Source organism: Phenylobacterium sp. (genome assembly GCF_035944335.1).
In the GTDB taxonomy this organism is placed as follows: Bacteria; Pseudomonadota; Alphaproteobacteria; order Caulobacterales; family Caulobacteraceae; genus Phenylobacterium.
The window spans coordinates 34,446-49,883 of the sequence record NZ_DASZBG010000072.1 but is presented as its reverse complement, the minus strand read 5'-3'; the positions used below and the strand labels follow the sequence as shown (position 1 = coordinate 49,883).

The following is a 15,438-nucleotide window of genomic DNA, read 5'->3' as shown; positions in this document are numbered from 1 at the left end:
ACGGGGGAGGACGGCATGACGGTTCGGCAAACCAAGCGCCTGGTGCTGGTCGCGAGCGTGCTGATCGCTCTGGTCGTGGCGCTCAACCTGGGTCTGTTCCTCTGGCACAGGGGCGCCAACCGCGATCTCTTCGACGTCGTCATGCCGCTGCTCTTCGTGGTGGTGATGTCGAGCATCTGGCGCCGGCTCTCCCGCCTGGAGGCCGAGCACGGACCGGACTATGTGGAGCCGACGTCCAGGTACGCCCGCCCCCTGCTGATCGGCCTGGGCGCGCTTGCCGTGATCCTGGGCGGGGTGGCGGCCTATCTGCTCGCCACCCATCGCTGATCCGGTCCGGCTCAGGCCGCGTCGTCGCCGTTGCGGCTGCTGCTGCGGCGGGCGGAGCGCGAGCTCTGGGCCTTCGACTCGCGGTCCTTCTGTTTCTCCCAATAGGCCGCGCCGTCGTCGGGCTTGAACATGGTCCTGGGCGCGCCGGCCTTGCTGGCGACGGCGAAGACATTGCCCTTGGGGTCGTAGAACAGGGTGTCGCCGTTGGCCCGGGTGAGCGTCTGGGTGCCGGCCGGCGGATGGTCCACGAAGGCGTGGGCCTTCTTGATGAACTGGTCGATGGACCGCGCGCCGAACGCCTCGCCGTTGCGCTCGAAGGCGCGCTGGGCGTTCTCGTCGGCCGAGAACCGGCGCGAGGGCGACCACATGGGCTTGCCCTCGACCAGCTTGACGTCGTCCTTGCGGTGATCGACCGCCGGACCGGCGTCGGATCCGCCGCCGCCCCGACTGGCGTAGCTCGACCGATAGTCCGAGCCGCCGGAAGCCGACGCGCCGCCACTGGTCCCGGCGTCGGCCGAGGCCTTGGAACGCACCGCCGTCGGACCGTTGTCGCAGGCCGCCAGCAGGGCCGCCGCGGAAATTCCCAGCGCTAGTCCCAGCGCCGTCTTCAACCCAGCCATCACCTTCATCTCCCTCAGTGCAGTGAAGCTCTGGAACAAATAAGGAACAGAAAAACTCCCGCCTGTCGAGTCCCGTTCTCGGAAAAGTTGAGCGGCCCTGAACGGAGCGCGAACGGGCGGCGAGGTTTGGCCAGCCGGCCCATTCTGGCGTAAAGCGGGCCTGCGTCAGTCGCTGGGGTGAACCTTGGACGAGAAGCGGGTCCTCCTGATCGTTGGGGGCGGGATCGCGGCCTACAAGGCCCTGGAGCTGGTCCGCCTGCTCAGGAAGGCCGGCGTCGCCGTGCGGCCGATCCTGACCAAGGCCGGCGCGCAATTCGTGACGCCTCTGTCGCTATCGGCGCTCGCCGAGGACAAGGTCTATGCCCAACTCTTCTCGCTCACCGACGAGGCGGAGATGGGCCATATCGAGCTCTCCCGCTCGGCCGACCTGGTGGTGGTGGCGCCGGCCACTGCCGACCTGATGGCCAAGGCCGCGAACGGCCTGGCCTCCGACCTCGCCTCCACGACCCTGCTGGCCACAGACAAGCCCGTGCTGATGGCGCCGGCCATGAACGTGCGCATGTGGGAGCATGCCGCGACCCGCCGGAACCTGGCGCAGCTCCAGGCCGACGGCGTCCGGTTCGTGGGTCCCGACGAGGGCGCCATGGCCTGCGGCGAATACGGGCCCGGCCGCATGGCCGAGCCGGCGGCGATCTTCCAGGCGATCCTGGCGCTTCTGGAGACCGCTCGGCCGCTTGAAGGAAAGCGCGCCATCGTAACGGCGGGTCCGACCGCCGAGCCCATCGATCCGGTGCGGATGATCACCAACCGCTCGTCCGGCAAGCAGGGCTACGCCATCGCCGGCGCGCTGGCGGCCCTTGGCGCAGACGTGGTGCTGGTCAGCGGCCCGACCGCGCTCGCCGCCCCCGCCGGCGTAAACCGGGTCAACGTCGAGACCGCCCAGGAGATGCTGAGCGCTTGTGAGGCCGCGCTGCCGGCGGAGATCGCGGTCTGCGTGGCGGCCGTCGCCGACTGGCGCCCCGAAACGGTGGGCGGCTCGAAGCTCAAGAAGGGCGCGGCCGGGCCGCCACCCATCGCCTTGGTGGAGAACCCCGACATCCTGGCGACGCTCTCGAAGGCGGCGCGCCGCCCGCGCCTGGTGATCGGCTTCGCCGCCGAGACCGACGACGTGGAAGCCAATGCCAAGGCCAAGCTGCGCAAGAAAGGCTGCGACTGGATCGTCGCCAACGACGTCAGCGTGGCCGGGACCATGGGCGGGGACCTGAACGCGGTGGCCATCGTGACCGCCAAGGGCGTCGAACGCTGGGAGCGGGCGCCCAAGGCCGAGGTGGCGCGCCGGCTGGCGCAACGGATCGCCGAGGCGCTGCCGTGACCCCTACCGTCCCCATCCGCCGGCTGGCGCACAATCGGGATCTGCCGCTGCCGGCCTACGAGACCGCGCAGGCTGCGGGCATGGACTTGCGGGCCGCCGTGCCCGAGGACGAGCCCCTGGTGCTGCGGCCGGGCGCGCGCCATCCCCTGCCCACCGGCCTGGCCTTCGCCCTGCCCGACGGCTTCGAGGCCCAGGTCCGTCCGCGCTCGGGCCTAGCCGCCAAGCATGGCGTCACCTGCCTGAACACGCCCGGCACCATCGATGCCGACTATCGCGGCGAGGTGATGGTGATCCTGATCAATCTCGGCGAGGCGGACTTCATCATCCGGCGCGGCGACCGCATCGCCCAGCTGGTGATCGCCCCGGTCGTGCAGGCCCGCTGGTCGGAAGTCGCAGACCTGGACGAAACCGCCCGCGGCGCCGGCGGTTTCGGGTCCACCGGCCAGGGTTAGCCGATGAGCGAGAACCCCCGCCCTCGCCGCCGCCTGCCGATCCGCTGGCTCTCGCTGGCCGAGCTGGTCGGCATCGCGGCCCTGGTCATCGCCGGGCTCGGCTGGTGGGACAATCACCGGGAGCGCGAGCAGCAGGACCGCGAACGGATCGCCGCCGCGCGCAGCCAGTCCGTCCAGGCGCGCCGCGAGGCGCTGCGCTCGACCTTCCTGCTGGTCGGAAACCTGGGCGACGACGCAGAACGCATCCGCCTGTCCTCGGCCCATCCGGACCAGGTGATCCAGACCCAGACGCTGGTGTTCCCCGCCGCGGTGCGCGGCGATCCCGTGGAGACCACCGGCAATCCGCGCATCGATCGCCGCTGGCTGGAGGACGGGCTGAAGAAGGCCGACCGCGACCGCAAGCCCGACGCCGGCGGCGAACGGCGCGTGCCCGTGGGGATCGTCACCAGCTATGTGGAGGCCGGCGAGATGAAGACCGACCGCTCGCTCTACGCGGTCGCCTACACCCTGCAGAGCCGCCTGCTGCGCGGCTCCACGGTCAAGCTGGAGGGCGTCTCCCTGCTACGCCGCGGCGTGAGCGGCGACCTCAAGGCCGCCGTCGAGTCCGCCTGGCGCCGCTAGAGCACGATGGCGTCAGGCGGGATCGCCTGACGGCTGAATCGTGCTCTAGATTCAAATATCTGGAGCGGGTTGCGAGCGCAAAAGTGGACCTACTTTTGCTCAACCCGCTCTGAGCGCGGCTATTTCAGCACACGGATCTTCAAGCTTCGGAAGGCGACGTCGTCGCCGTGGTTCTGCAGGGCGATGTGGCCGGTGGCTGAGGAGGCGAACTGCGGCCACTGCTTGAACTTCGAGGCCGCGACGCGGGCCTTGAAATCCGCCGAGCCGAGATCGTACTCCACGACCTTCTTGCCGTTCAGCCAGTGCTGGACGTGGTTGTGGTCGACCACCAGGCGGGCCTGGTTCCACTGGCCCGGCGGCTTGGTGGCGTCGACCGAGGGCGCATAGAGCGCGAACAGGGCCGCAGCCTGCTCCGGCGGCCGCTCGCCGTGGGCGTTGTCGAGGATCTGGTACTCCGGCCCGCTCTGGTAGGTCTCGGTCCCCTGCTCGATGACGTGGAACATCACCCCGGAGTTTCCGAGCTTGGAGATCTTCCACTCGAAGCTGAGTTCGAAGCTGCCGAACTGGTCCTTGGTGATGATGTCCTTCGACGTCTTGGGATCGGGGCTGAGCGCGCCGCCGGCCACATGCCAGCCGCGATCGGGCGCGGGGGCCTTGAAGCCGCGCCAGCCGGCGGTGGTCTTGCCGTCGAACAGCAGCCGCCAGCCCGCGGCCTGCTCCTTCGGGGTGAGGGTGTTGGGCGCGGCCATGGCGGCTCCGGCGGCGACGAGGGCGAAGGCGGCGGCGAGCAGGATGGTTTTCATCGAGGCGTCCCTTAAAGGCCGAGCTTCTTGAGTTCGCGGTCGAGGTGGGCCTTCACCTCGTCCGAGGGGCCCGGGTCGACCGTGCGGGCGACGTTGCCGATGTAGCCGATGTCCTTGAAGCCGGCGGGCGTGGTGTAGTAGGCGCCGATCGTCATCCAGCGGACCCGCTTGAAGAACCGGCCCTGCGGCGACTCCGCCGGGAAGGGCGCCAGCAGGCTCAGCACGAGCCGCCGCCGCTCCGGCGTCAGGGCGTTGAAGCCCATGTGGTAGCGGCCGTTCGCCTCGTCCTCGATCCACTTCAGGCCGTCCAGGACGATCGGCCGGTCCTTGACCTGGTCGGGATAGGGCGCGCTCACCCACTCGTCGATGAAGTCGGGCACGCCGAGCGCGCTGGCCGAGGGCGCAGCCCCGCTGGCCGGCAGGATGAAGTCCGCCACGTGGGCCGTCGCCTGGAGCTGATCGGGGCTCATGATGCGGGGCCATGGCGCCTTGGCGGGGTGGACCAGGTTGGGGTCGGTCCCATAGCCCTTGACCGCGGGCTTGCCGCCCATCTTCGGGCCGTAGACCACCACGCCGGCGCCCACCGCGGCGGCCGCGCCGACCACACCGATCCAGGCGAGCGCGGTGCGGCGGTCGATCTTGGAGACATAGGGTTCGCTCATAGGGCCCCCTGCTTGGCGAGCGTGGCCAGGTGGTCGCTGGAGCGCCAGGCCAGCGCCAGGATCGACAATGTCGGGTTCTTGTCGGGGCTGGAGACCAGCACCGCGCCGTCGGTGACGAAGAGGTTCGCGACCGCCCAGCTCTGGCCGTACTGGTTGACCACCGAGTCGGTCTCGGCGGCGCCCATGCGCGCGGTGCCCACCTCGTGGATCATCTCGCCGCCCTTGGAGATCGCCTTCTTGCCGTCGGTCTCGATCGAGCCCAACGGCTTGCCGCCCAGCTTGTCGACCACGGCCAGGAAGGTCTTGACCATGTGGGCCGCCTGGTTGGTCTCGCTCTCCCCCCACCTCCAGTGGAAGCGCAGGACCGGGACCCCCCACTTGTCCTTCACCGTCGGATCCAGCTCGCAGTAGCAGTCATCGTTGGGGATCATCTCGCCGCGGCCGTCGAAGCCGATGACGCTGCCGAAGCGGTTGCGCAGCTTCTGGCGCAAGTCGTCGCCGATGCTCTGATCGTCCTCAGGCAGCAGGCCCGCCAGCCCCATGGACGGCATCCGGCGGCCACCGCCGATCTCCACGTGGTAGCCCCGCGGGAAGCCCAGCTCCTTCTGCTTCTGGTAGCCCCACCACGGGATGTAGGTGTGCTGGGTGCCCTGGCCGTCGTCGTTGGTGGGCGGCAGGCCCTCCATGGCGGGGAACTGGGCGTTCACCGACAGGCCGACGCTGTCCATCAGATAGCGGCCGACCATGCCGTGGGTGTTGGCCAGGCCATTGGGGAATTTCGGGCTCTTGGAATTGAGCAGGATGCGCGCGGTCTCGCCGGAGCCGGCGGCCAGCACGACCGCCTTGGCCGTGACCGAATGGTGCGCGCCGGTCTTGCGATCGACGAAATTGACGCCCTTGGCCTTGCCGGCCGCGTCGAGCTCGACCTCATAGACCAGCGCGTCGGTCCGGATCGTGAGATTGCCGGTGGCCATGGCCGGGGGCAGTAGCACCGTCGTGGACTGGAAATTGGCCCCGATGGCGCAGCCGCGGCCGCAGGGCGTGGCGAACAGGCAGGTGTTGCGCCCCTCCATCTGGCCGGTGACGACGGCGCCGTGCATCGGGATCACCGGCATGCCCATGGCCTCGAAGGCCCGGGCGTAGAAGATCTCGAAGGCCCGCGGCGGGGCGGCCTCCATCAGGCAGCCGGGCGGCGAGTCCGGGGTGTTCAGCAGACCCCGCGCGGGCGCCGCGCCGGAGACGCCGATCAGCTTCTCGGTCTTGTCGTACCAGGGCGCGAGGTCGTCGTAGGTGATCGGCCAGTCGTAGCCCAGGCCGTCGCGGCTCCTGGGCTTGAAGTCGAGCGGGCCGAAGCGCAGGGCGATGCGGCCCCAGTGGTTGGTGCGTCCGCCCAGCATGCGCGGCCGCCACCAGGTGAATTCCTGCGATCCCGGAGCCACGGTGTAGGGCTCGTTGGGCACCTGCCAGCCGCCGTCGACCGTGGCGTCGTAGAAGCCGAAGGGCTTGTCCGGCGTGCCGACGCCCCGAAGCGGCGCCTCGGCGTTGGTGTTGAACATCGGGGTCTCGGTGGCCGGGTCGTAGTGCCGGCCGGCCTCGAGCATCAGCACCTTCAGGCCCGAGCGGGTCAGGTGGTAGGCGCTCATGCCGCCGCCGGCCCCGGAGCCCACGATGATCACGTCATAAGGCTCGGTCGCCATGTCTCAGGCCTCCGTTGATACGGCGTCTTGGCGCGCCGGAACCGGCACGTAGGTTTCAAGGGATGGATCGGGCAGGCGCACGGTGGCGCCGGTCTCGGCGGACTTGTAGAGCGCCATGACCATCTTGGTGACCTCGACGCCGTCGATGAAGGTCTCGATCGGCGTGCGGCCATGGCGGAAGGCCTCGACCATGTGGCGGTTCTCGCCGACGTAGCCGTAGATCCCCGCCTCGTCCTCGACGATGGGCATCAGGCCCTGCTCGGCGTTCTGCTTCTCCACCAGGTCCTCGCCCGGGCCGCCGGTGATGGCGCGGGAGAGGAAGACCTTCAGCCCCGGGTTCAGGGAGGAGAATTCCATGGCGTATTCGGGACCCAGCAAGGCGAGGTCGATCCGCAGGCCCGCGCCCACGTAGGACCAGGATGTCGAGGCCTCGACGATCAGCTCCTGGCCGGCCTCGTCCTCCAGGGTGATGGTGGCGCGGGCGAAATCCTCGACCGGATGACGGGCCATCTCCACGCCCTTGAAGTCGCGGGCCAGCGCCTTCGCGTAGCGGGCTTGCGTCCACTTCAGGTTGGCGACCGAGCCCTGCACGGCCTTGACCGTCAGGCTGTCGCGCGGCGCGTCCGGGGCGGTCAGCAGGAAGCGGCCGACCTCGACGGAGTGGCACATCATGTCGCTCATCACCCCGCCGCCCTGGCGAGCGCCCTGCCAGAACCAGGGCTCGTGCGGGCCGGAGTGCTCCTCCGCCGCGCGGGCGAGATATGGCCGGCCGGCCAGGGGCGCCGCGCGGCGCCAGATGATCTCCTTGCCGCGCTCGACGGCGGTGGAGAACACCTGGTTCTCCAGATAGCCGTGCGCGAGGCCGGCGTCCTCGGCGAGCGCCAATACCTCGCGGGCTTCGGCGAGCGTGCGGCCGAGCGGCTTCTCGCAGGCGACCGCGCGGATCTTGGAGCGGCCGGCCTTCACCGCCCCATGGAGCGCACGCATCACCTCCAGGCGCCGGTCGTTGGGGGCCAGCAGCCAGATGGCGTCGATGTCCGGCGCCGCCAGCAGGGCGTCCAGGCTGTCGTAGGCGGCGCAGGGCCCCAGCTCGGCGGCGTTGGCCGCCGCGGCCAGGGCCTCACGATGGGCCGCGGTCGGGCTGAACACGCCGGCGATCTGGACGTGGCGCACGCTCTGGAAGGCCTTCAGGTGGAACTTGGCGATGAAGCCCGAGCCCACGAAGCCGATGCGCAGGGGCGGCGGCGCCTCATTCACTCGCCCCATTCCCGTCCCCCTCCCGGCCCATCTTTCGCAAGCGTGGCATTGGCGGCCGGAGAGGTCAAACCGCGCCGCAGCGCCTTGTCCGACCGCCCGATCGTGACGCGTGCGCTCCGCCGGCTTCTGTGTAATCGATAGACCAAGCGGGGCCTTCAGAGTCCCTCTGGGGGGAGGTTGGCAATGACGGTGCGGACGCGGCTATTCCTGATGATGGTGCTCCAGCTCGCGGTCTGGGGCGCCTGGGCGCCGAAGCTGTTCCCCTACATGGGCATGCTGGGCTTTGCGCCCTGGCAGCAGTCGCTGGTCGGCTCGTGCTGGGGCGTCGCGGCGGTGCTCGGGATCTTCTTCTCCAACCAGTTCGCCGATCGCAATTTCTCGGCCGAACGGTTCATGGCCGGCAGCCACGTGATCGGCGGCCTGGCGCTGCTGGCCTGCGCGGTGACCACCAGCTTCTGGCCGTTCTTCGCCGCCTACCTGATCTTCAGCCTGGTCTATGTGCCAACGCTGTCGGTTTCCAACGCCATCGCCTTCGCCAATCTGAAGGAGCCGGCCAAGGATTTCGGCGCCGTCCGCATGGGCGGCACGGTCGGCTGGATCGCGGTCTCGTGGCCCTTCATCTTCCTCCTGGGCGCGAAGGCCGGGCCGGAGCAGGTGCGCTCGATCTTCGTGGTCGCCGCCGTCGTCTCCTTCGCGCTCGCCGCCTACAGTCTGACCCTCCCGCACACCCCGCCCAAAAGGGACGCAGCCGGCGCCGATCCGCTCGCCTGGCGCGAGACCCTCAAGCTGCTCGGCGTGCCCTTCGTCGCCGTCCTCTTCCTGGTCACCTTCATCGATAGCGTGATCCACAACGGCTATTTCGTCATGGCCGACGCCTTCCTCACCAATCGCGTGGGGATCGCCGGCAACCTCTCGATGGTGGTGCTCAGCATGGGCCAGTTCGCCGAGATCGTGACCATGTTCATCCTAGGGGGCGTGCTCGCGAAGCTCGGCTGGAAAACCACCATGATCGTGGGCGTCCTGGCCCATGGCGCCCGCTTCGCCGTGTTCGCCTATTTCGCCGACAGCGTGCCGGTGATCCTGGCCGTGCAGCTGCTGCACGGCGTCTGCTACGCCTTCTTCTTCGCCACCGTGTACATCTTCGTCGACGCCGCCTTCCCCAACGACGTGCGGGCCTCCGCCCAGGGCCTCTTCAACCTGCTGATTTTGGGCATCGGCAATGTCGGCGCGAGCTTCCTTTTCCCAGCCTTGATCGCCCGGTGGACCGACGCCGCCGGCGTGGTCGACTACCGCAGCCTCTTCCTGGTCCCCACTGGGATGGCGGCGATCGCGGTCTTGCTGCTGGCCGCGTTCTTCCGACCCCCGCACCGCGGTCCCGTCCCCGAGACCAGTCCGCGCGGCGAGGCGGAACTGGCCCAGGCCACGTCCTGAGCCACGGGACGTCCTGAAGACCGATTCACCCAGGCGCGCGGGCCTTGCTCGCCGCCGAGTCCCCTGTAGGGTCCTGCCAGTTCAGGGGGATTTCCATGCTCGATCGTCGTTCGCTGCTGCTCTCCGCCTCCGCCGGCGCCGCGGCGCTGGCCCTGCCGCGTGTGGGGGCGGCGCAGGTCGCGGCCCCGGCGGCGAGCCCACTCGCGCCGCTCTTCGACCAGTTCTTCCAGGAGCGGCTGCGGCTGCGGCCCGAGGCGGCGACCCAGATCGGGCTCGACAAGGGCCCCAACGCCGCCCTGAAGGGCAAGCTCAGCGATCAGTCCCCGGCCGGCATCGCCGCGGCCAAGGCCCAGACCGCCGATCAGCTGCGGCGGCTGAAAGCGATCGACCGCGCCCGGCTCAGCCCCGCCGACCAGGTCAGCTACGACACCGTGCTCTATTCCGGCGAGAGCAGCGCGGCCGTGCAGGCCTTCGACTTCGGCGGCAACGCATTCGGGCCCTCGCCCTATGTGGTCAGCCAGCTCACCGGCGCCTACCAGCAGGTTCCGGACTTCCTGGACACCAAGCACACCATCGAGACCCAGGCGGACGCCGAGGCCTATCTCTCCCGGGTGGCAGCCTTCGCCGACCAGATCGACGCCAACACCGCCCGGATGAAGCACGACGCCGCCCTGGGCGTCGCCCCGCCGGACTTCATGCTCGACCTGACGCTCGATCAGCTCGGCAAGACCCGCACGCCCACGGCGGCTCAGAACCTGCTGGTGACCTCGCTCGCCCGGCGCGCCGCGGCCAAGGGCCTGGCGCCCACCTATGCGGCCGATGCGGCCAAGCTCTATGACCAGCGGGTCGGCCCGGCGCTGGACCGGCAGATCGCCGAGGTGAAGGCGCTTCGCGTCCACGCCAGCCACGACGCGGGCCTGTGGCGGTTCAAGGAGGGCGAGGCCTTCTATCGGGCGGCGCTGCGCGACACCACGACCACCGCCTATTCGCCCGACGAGGTGCACAAGATCGGCCTCGACCAGGCGCGCGACATCTCCGCCCGGCTGGACGGCCTGCTGAAGAAGCAGGGCATGACCCAGGGCACGGTCGGCCAGCGGATGGCGGCGCTCTACAAGGACCCGGCCCAGCTCTACCCCAACACCGATGAGGGCAAGGCCCGGCAGATCGCCTATTGCAACGAACGGCTGGCGCAGATCCGCACCTTGCTGCCCAAGGCCTTCTCGCGGCTGCCGCCCTATCAGTTCGAGGTGCGGCGCGTGCCGCCGCAGACCGAAGCCGGCGCGGCGTCGGCCTTCAGCCAGGGCCCGGCGCTGGACGGCTCGCGGCCCGGAATCGTCTATTTCAACCTGCACGACGCGGCCGAATGGCCGAGGTTCTGCCTGGCCACGACCATCTTCCACGAGGGCCTGCCGGGCCACCAGCTGGAGGGCGGCTTGGCCCTGTCGAACCCCAACCTCTCCCTGCTGCGCAAGACCGTCAGCTTCCCGGCCTATGGCGAGGGCTGGGCGCTCTACGCCGAGCAACTCTCCGACGAGCTTGGGGCCTACGACGAGGATCCCCTGGGTCGGCTGGGCTATCTGAAGTTCCAGCTGTTCCGCGCCAACCGCTGCGTGGTCGACACCGGCATCCACCACCTGCGCTGGAGCCGCGAACAGGCGATCGCCTATTTCGTGGACCAGGAGGGCGAGGCGCCCGGCTTCGCCGCCCGCGAGGTCGAGCGCTATTGCGCCAGCCCCGGCCAGGCCTGCAGCTACAAGCTCGGCCACACCCGCATCGTCGCCCTGCGCGAGAAAGCCAAGGCGGCGCTGGGCCGGAGATTCCAGATCAAGGCGTTCCACGACATGGTGCTCGGCAACGGGCGCGTGCCGCTGGAGGTGCTGGACCGCATCGGCGACGCCTGGATCGCCGGCCGGCGGGCCTGACCCTAGCTCGGCGGCGCGGCGCCGCCGCCGAAATCGAAGCCCGGGTCGCGGGGCCGACCGGCGCCGAGCGTCCAGACGAAGCCGACGTAGATCTGGCGGGAATCGACGTCTGAGCTCTGCCGCGCCCGCAGGGTGGGCGTGTCGAGGGTCTGGCGGAAGCGGATGGTGTGCAGCAGGTCGTTGGCCGTGGCCAGGAACGACCACTGGTCGGTGATCTTCCGGCGATAGCCGATGTTCAGCGCCCCGAACGGCTCGCTGACGCCCTGGGCGATCAGGCGCTTGCCGTTGACGAAGACATTGACCTGCACGAGGTCCTTGGGCGTGACCTGCCAGGTGACATTGCCGCGTCCCGAAATCCCATAGGCCGAGCGCGTCTCCGGCGAACCGAGCGGCTGCGGGTCGATCTGTGTCCAGTAGAGGTTGGACGACAGGTTGTAGTTGACCCCCGTCGCGAGACGTCCGCTGGCGACCAGCTCAAGGCCGGCGAAGCGGCTCTTGGAGATATTGGTCACCGTGGTCAGGAACTGGCCGTTGCCGAGCGGCTGCACGGCGTCGGAGAAACCGTTGAAGTTGTCGCGATAGTAGAGGGTCGCGAGATAGATCGCCGGCGAAGCCCGGTATTCATAACCCAGCTCGTAGGAGCGGGTCTCCGAGGGCTTGAGGGCCGCATTGCCTGTGCGGAAGTTCAGCGGGTCGAGCGGAAACAGGAAGGTGTTGAACTGCAACGGGTCCGGCCGCTGGATGCGGTGGCTGTAGCTGGCGGTGAGCTTGCGGCTGTCATCGAGCTTCCAGGCCAGGTGCAGGCTCGGGAACAGCTTGGTGTAGTTGTTCTGGGCGGTGCGCGCCTGGGTGCGCTGGTTGAGGTCGATCCGCGTGTCCTCGACGCGCAGTCCGGCCAGCACCGAGAGGTCGCCGAACGGCTGCTCGAAGGTGACATAGCCCTGGTTCAGCCGCTCCTTGAACAGGAAGACGTTGCTGAGCGTGGCGTCGGGGACCAGCGCATTGGCCGAGGCGCCGACGAATCCCTGGTTGCCATAGGAATTGTCATAGCCTTCCAGATCGAGGCCGGCCTTCAGCGTCGATCCTTCGCTGACCGGCTTCACATAGTCGGCCTTCAGCTCGGTGTGGCGCTGATCGTAGTTCAGACGCTGGCGGTCGAAGCTGTCCGGCAGGACAGGCGTGAAGCTCTCGTCGTGGCCGGAGCGGATGCGGTCGTCATTGATCCCTTCGTAGCTGAGGCTTGTTGTCAGCTCCTGGCCCTTGCCGTCGAGCTTGCGCCGGACGCTGCCGGACACCTCGCCAGCGCCGCGCCACTGCCGGATGTCGAGGTCGCGATTGAAGTCGGAGGCGAGGACGCCGGAGGGCGTGTCCAGGCCGAAGCGGTTCGGCCCGGACAGGTGGAAATCCACATAGGCGCCGTGACTCTCCAGGCTCAGGCGCGTCCTGTCATCGACGTCGTAGTCCAGGCTGCCGCGCGCCTGCGTGATGTAGATCGGAAGCTGCAGGTCCTGCGTCTGTCGGATCTCGTCGAATCCGCCGCCCGGGTCGGCCCGGAACCGGTCGTCGACGCCCACCTGATGCTGCTCGTCGTGGCGGAAGCTCACGTCGCCGGAGAGCGAAAGCTTGCCGGAGTTGTATCCGCCGGTGACGCTCGCCACCGCGCGGCCGCGGTTCCCGATCGTGGCCTTCACCGAACCCGTGGGCCCTGCGCCCTTCGCCTTCTTGCTGATCAGGTTGATGATCCCGCCGGTGCCCTCGGAGCGGAACTCGGCGGAGGGATTGGTGATCACCTCCACACGCTCGATCTGGCTCGCGGGCAGTGACTGAAGGGCCTGGCCCCGGTTGTCGCCCTGGAACTGGCCTGACGGCTTGCCGTCGATCAGGATGGTCACGTTGGGATCGCCGCGCAGGGAGACGTTGCCCTGCACGTCCACCTCCACCGACGGCACGTTGCGCAGGGCGTCACCGATGGAGCCGGTCTGGGCCTGGAGGTCGGCCGACACCGAATAGCTGCGCCGGTCGATCGAGGTCTGCATCTGCGCGCCACCCTGGCCGGTGACCACCACCTCGCCGACCGTGTGGCCGGCCGGCGCGGTCGGCGGCTTGGCGGCCGGCTTCGCCGGGGCGCTGGCCGGCGCCGCTTGAGCGAGGGCGACGGTCGGGACCGCAGCGAGCGCCGTCAGGATCAAGCTCTTGCGCAAGGCCGCATCTCCACGAGCTCAGGCCGCCAGCAGCCGCGACCGTTGGCCGTGATACAAGTGTAATCTGGCCGGAAATACACGTGTATTTTACGTAATGCGACGACGGGCGGGGTTTGGGTTAGATTGCGGCGGATGAAGATCTCGGGCGCCGAAAGCCAGATCATGGACGCCCTGTGGCGACTGGGCCCGCTGAGCGCCGACGGCGTCGTGGCCGCGGTCGGCGAGGCGCATGGCTGGGCGCCGGGCACGGTGAAGACCCTGATCACCCGGCTGTTGCGCAAGAAGGCCATTGAGGGGCGCCGTGACGCGGGAGGCTACTTTTATCGGCCGCTGGTCACCCGCGGCGACTATGTCCAATCGGAGAGCCAGAACCTGGTCGACCGCCTGTTCGATGGCGAGGTCGCCCCGCTGGTCGCCCATTTCGCCGAGCATCGGGCGTTGACGCCCAAGGACATCCAGCACCTGAAGAAGCTGATCGCGGAGCTGGACGATGAGTGAGGCGCTCATCGCCCTGTTGCGCGCCAACCTGGCGGCGGCGATCGCGGTCGCCCTGGTCCTGATCCTGCGGCGTCCCGCGCGCGCGATGTTCGGCGCCTCGGTCGCCTACGGCCTGTGGACCCTGGTCCCGCTGGCGGCGCTCGCCATGTTGGCCCCGGCCAGAATGGTGACGGTGGCCCAGCCCGCGGCGGCCCAGGCCATCGAAATGATCCAGGCGGCCCCGACCCGCTACGCCGCCGGGCCCCAGAGCCTCGACCTCTGGCCGCTGGCGGGCGCGGTGTGGGCGGCGGGCGTCGCGATCAGCCTCGTCCACCTCGTCTGGCGGCAACGGCAGTTCGGACGCGCCGCGCGCGAAGGCCGCGCCGGCCCGGCCGTGATCGGGGTGCTGCGGCCGAGCATCGTCAAGCCGTCCGACTTCGAGGGCCGCTACACCGAGCGCGAACAGCTGGTGGTGCTCGCCCACGAGCGGACGCACATCGCCCGCCACGACCCGCGCATCAACGCCGCCGTCGCCCTGGCCCGCTGCGTGAACTGGTTCAATCCGCTGATCCATGCCGCGGCGCACTACCTGCGGATCGACCAGGAGCTGGCCTGCGACGCCCAGGTGGTCGCCGCCCATCCAGGCGCCCGGCGGGCCTATGCCGAGGCGATGCTGAAGACCCAGTTGGCCGCGCGTCCCCTGCCGCTGGGTTGCTATTGGCCCGCCGAGGGCGCCCACCCGCTGGCCGAGCGCATCGGCCTCCTGGCCCGCAAGACCCCGAGCTCGCGGCGTCGCAAGGTGGGCGCGCGCTGCATCGCCTTGCTGGCGCTGGCCGGTGCGGGGGCAGCGTGGGCCGGCCGACCCGCCGAGGTGGTGGTCGTGATCGCGCCGGAGGGTCCCACAAGGCCCGGAGTTCCGATCTCCAGCCCGGTGACGCCGCGTGCGGCCGCGGAGCAACCGACCCCCTCACAGGCCCGCCACCGCGCCCATCCGGCCAAGGCGGCGCTGGTCTATGCCGAGGCTGCGCCCGAACCGCTTCCCGCGCCCGGTCCCGACGACAGGCTGCTTTCGCCGGGTGAGTTCGGTCCGCCGATGGCGGCGCGGCGCGTGCACACGGCCGCCGGCTGGTCGCGGGTCGAGCCGGGCTCGGCCGTGCGCGTGCGGGCCACCATGACCGATCGCGACGGCATCCCGCTGACCACCGACCTGACGGCCTTCGGCTCGCAGTCCTACTACCGGCTGGGCTACATCCTGCGCAACGCCAGCCGCTACAAGCTCTTCACCAGCGTCGTCCAGAACGGCGACCGCCTGCTGGTCACCGCCAGCCTGAGCGGGCGCTTCGATCCGGCCAGCTCGGGCAGCGTGACCCTGGCGTCGGGCCAGACCGGGCAGATCCGGCTCAGCGGCGGCGAGGTGGTGCTGGTCACGCCGACGATCCGGCCCGAAACGCCGGAGGAGGTGGAAGCCGGCCGCGGACGCAGGTTCGTGCGCGTCGACCGGATCTGGACTCCTTGAGACGTCACAGTCGAGGTTACATTTCGATCACTTGCATTGGCGGGGCGAAGGACGGCAGCTTGGCGGCTGGCAGGGGAGCC

The 15,438-nt window shown here is 69.6% G+C and carries 14 protein-coding genes; 8 read left to right on the top strand and 6 right to left on the bottom strand.

The window, feature by feature from the left end:
- Window positions 1–15 precede the first annotated feature (15 nt).
- Complete coding sequence (locus tag VGT80_RS11880; RefSeq protein WP_327456046.1) at window positions 16–327, top strand: hypothetical protein; 312 nt, start codon at window positions 16–18, stop codon at window positions 325–327.
- Window positions 328–338: 11 nt separating this feature from the next.
- On the opposite strand, the gene VGT80_RS11875 is transcribed toward VGT80_RS11880, so the two are convergent.
- Window positions 339–947 carry a hypothetical protein gene (locus VGT80_RS11875; RefSeq protein WP_327456044.1) on the bottom strand — a complete coding sequence of 203 codons (609 nt, stop codon included), beginning with the start codon at window positions 945–947 and terminating at the stop codon, window positions 339–341.
- 184 nt (window positions 948–1,131) lie between these two features.
- Between VGT80_RS11875 and coaBC the strand changes: the two genes are divergently transcribed.
- From coaBC to VGT80_RS11860, 3 genes are read left to right on the top strand one after another with little or no spacing between them, the layout of a single operon-like run.
- Window positions 1,132–2,319 carry a bifunctional phosphopantothenoylcysteine decarboxylase/phosphopantothenate--cysteine ligase CoaBC gene (gene coaBC, locus VGT80_RS11870; RefSeq protein ID WP_327456042.1) on the top strand — a complete coding sequence of 396 codons (1,188 nt, stop codon included), beginning with the start codon at window positions 1,132–1,134 and terminating at the stop codon, window positions 2,317–2,319.
- The gene (dut, locus tag VGT80_RS11865) at window positions 2,316–2,771 is read left to right on the top strand and encodes a dUTP diphosphatase (protein ID WP_327456040.1); all 456 of its coding nucleotides are present in this window, start codon (window positions 2,316–2,318) and stop codon (window positions 2,769–2,771) included. Before coaBC ends, dut begins: the two co-directional genes overlap by 4 nt.
- A 3-nt stretch (window positions 2,772–2,774) precedes the next feature.
- Entirely contained in the window at window positions 2,775–3,392 is a 618-nt protein-coding gene (locus tag VGT80_RS11860) for a hypothetical protein (RefSeq protein ID WP_327456038.1), read from the top strand.
- Between the two features lie 119 nt (window positions 3,393–3,511).
- Here the strand turns inward: VGT80_RS11860 and VGT80_RS11855 are convergent, their stop codons facing one another.
- The 4 genes from VGT80_RS11855 to VGT80_RS11840 are packed head-to-tail and all read right to left on the bottom strand — an operon-like array spanning window position 3,512 to window position 7,820.
- Window positions 3,512–4,195, bottom strand: coding sequence for a DUF1080 domain-containing protein (locus tag VGT80_RS11855; protein WP_327456036.1), 684 nt, complete (start codon window positions 4,193–4,195; stop codon window positions 3,512–3,514).
- 11 nt (window positions 4,196–4,206) lie between these two features.
- Window positions 4,207–4,857 (bottom strand): gluconate 2-dehydrogenase subunit 3 family protein, encoded by a 651-nt coding sequence (locus tag VGT80_RS11850; protein ID WP_327456034.1) that lies wholly within the window; start codon window positions 4,855–4,857, stop codon window positions 4,207–4,209.
- Window positions 4,854–6,554, bottom strand: a complete 1,701-nt coding sequence (locus VGT80_RS11845; RefSeq protein WP_327456032.1) for a GMC family oxidoreductase — start codon at window positions 6,552–6,554, stop codon at window positions 4,854–4,856. Before VGT80_RS11845 ends, VGT80_RS11850 begins: the two co-directional genes overlap by 4 nt.
- Window positions 6,555–6,557: 3 nt before the next feature.
- The gene (locus tag VGT80_RS11840; RefSeq protein ID WP_327456030.1) at window positions 6,558–7,820 is read right to left on the bottom strand and encodes a Gfo/Idh/MocA family oxidoreductase; all 1,263 of its coding nucleotides are present in this window, start codon (window positions 7,818–7,820) and stop codon (window positions 6,558–6,560) included.
- A 174-nt stretch (window positions 7,821–7,994) separates the two neighbouring features.
- Here VGT80_RS11840 and VGT80_RS11835 point away from each other — a divergent pair, with 174 nt between their 5' ends.
- Both VGT80_RS11835 and VGT80_RS11830 read left to right on the top strand, forming a co-directional pair.
- Window positions 7,995–9,242 carry an MFS transporter gene (locus VGT80_RS11835; protein WP_327456028.1) on the top strand — a complete coding sequence of 416 codons (1,248 nt, stop codon included), beginning with the start codon at window positions 7,995–7,997 and terminating at the stop codon, window positions 9,240–9,242.
- A gap of 95 nt (window positions 9,243–9,337) precedes the next feature.
- Window positions 9,338–11,164, top strand: a complete 1,827-nt coding sequence (locus VGT80_RS11830) for a DUF885 domain-containing protein (RefSeq protein ID WP_327456026.1) — start codon at window positions 9,338–9,340, stop codon at window positions 11,162–11,164.
- Between the two features lie 2 nt (window positions 11,165–11,166).
- On the opposite strand, the gene VGT80_RS11825 is transcribed toward VGT80_RS11830, so the two are convergent.
- Window positions 11,167–13,365 (bottom strand): TonB-dependent receptor domain-containing protein, encoded by a 2,199-nt coding sequence (locus VGT80_RS11825; RefSeq protein WP_327456024.1) that lies wholly within the window; start codon window positions 13,363–13,365, stop codon window positions 11,167–11,169.
- Window positions 13,366–13,497: 132 nt separating this feature from the next.
- On the opposite strand from VGT80_RS11825, the gene VGT80_RS11820 reads away from it, so the two are divergent.
- Together VGT80_RS11820 and VGT80_RS11815 are read left to right on the top strand one after the other, a co-directional pair.
- Complete coding sequence (locus tag VGT80_RS11820; RefSeq protein ID WP_327456022.1) at window positions 13,498–13,863, top strand: BlaI/MecI/CopY family transcriptional regulator; 366 nt, start codon at window positions 13,498–13,500, stop codon at window positions 13,861–13,863.
- Window positions 13,856–15,358, top strand: coding sequence for a M56 family metallopeptidase (locus VGT80_RS11815; protein WP_327456020.1), 1,503 nt, complete (start codon window positions 13,856–13,858; stop codon window positions 15,356–15,358). The genes VGT80_RS11820 and VGT80_RS11815 overlap by 8 nt, the downstream gene beginning before the upstream one ends.
- Window positions 15,359–15,438: the final 80 nt, after the last annotated feature.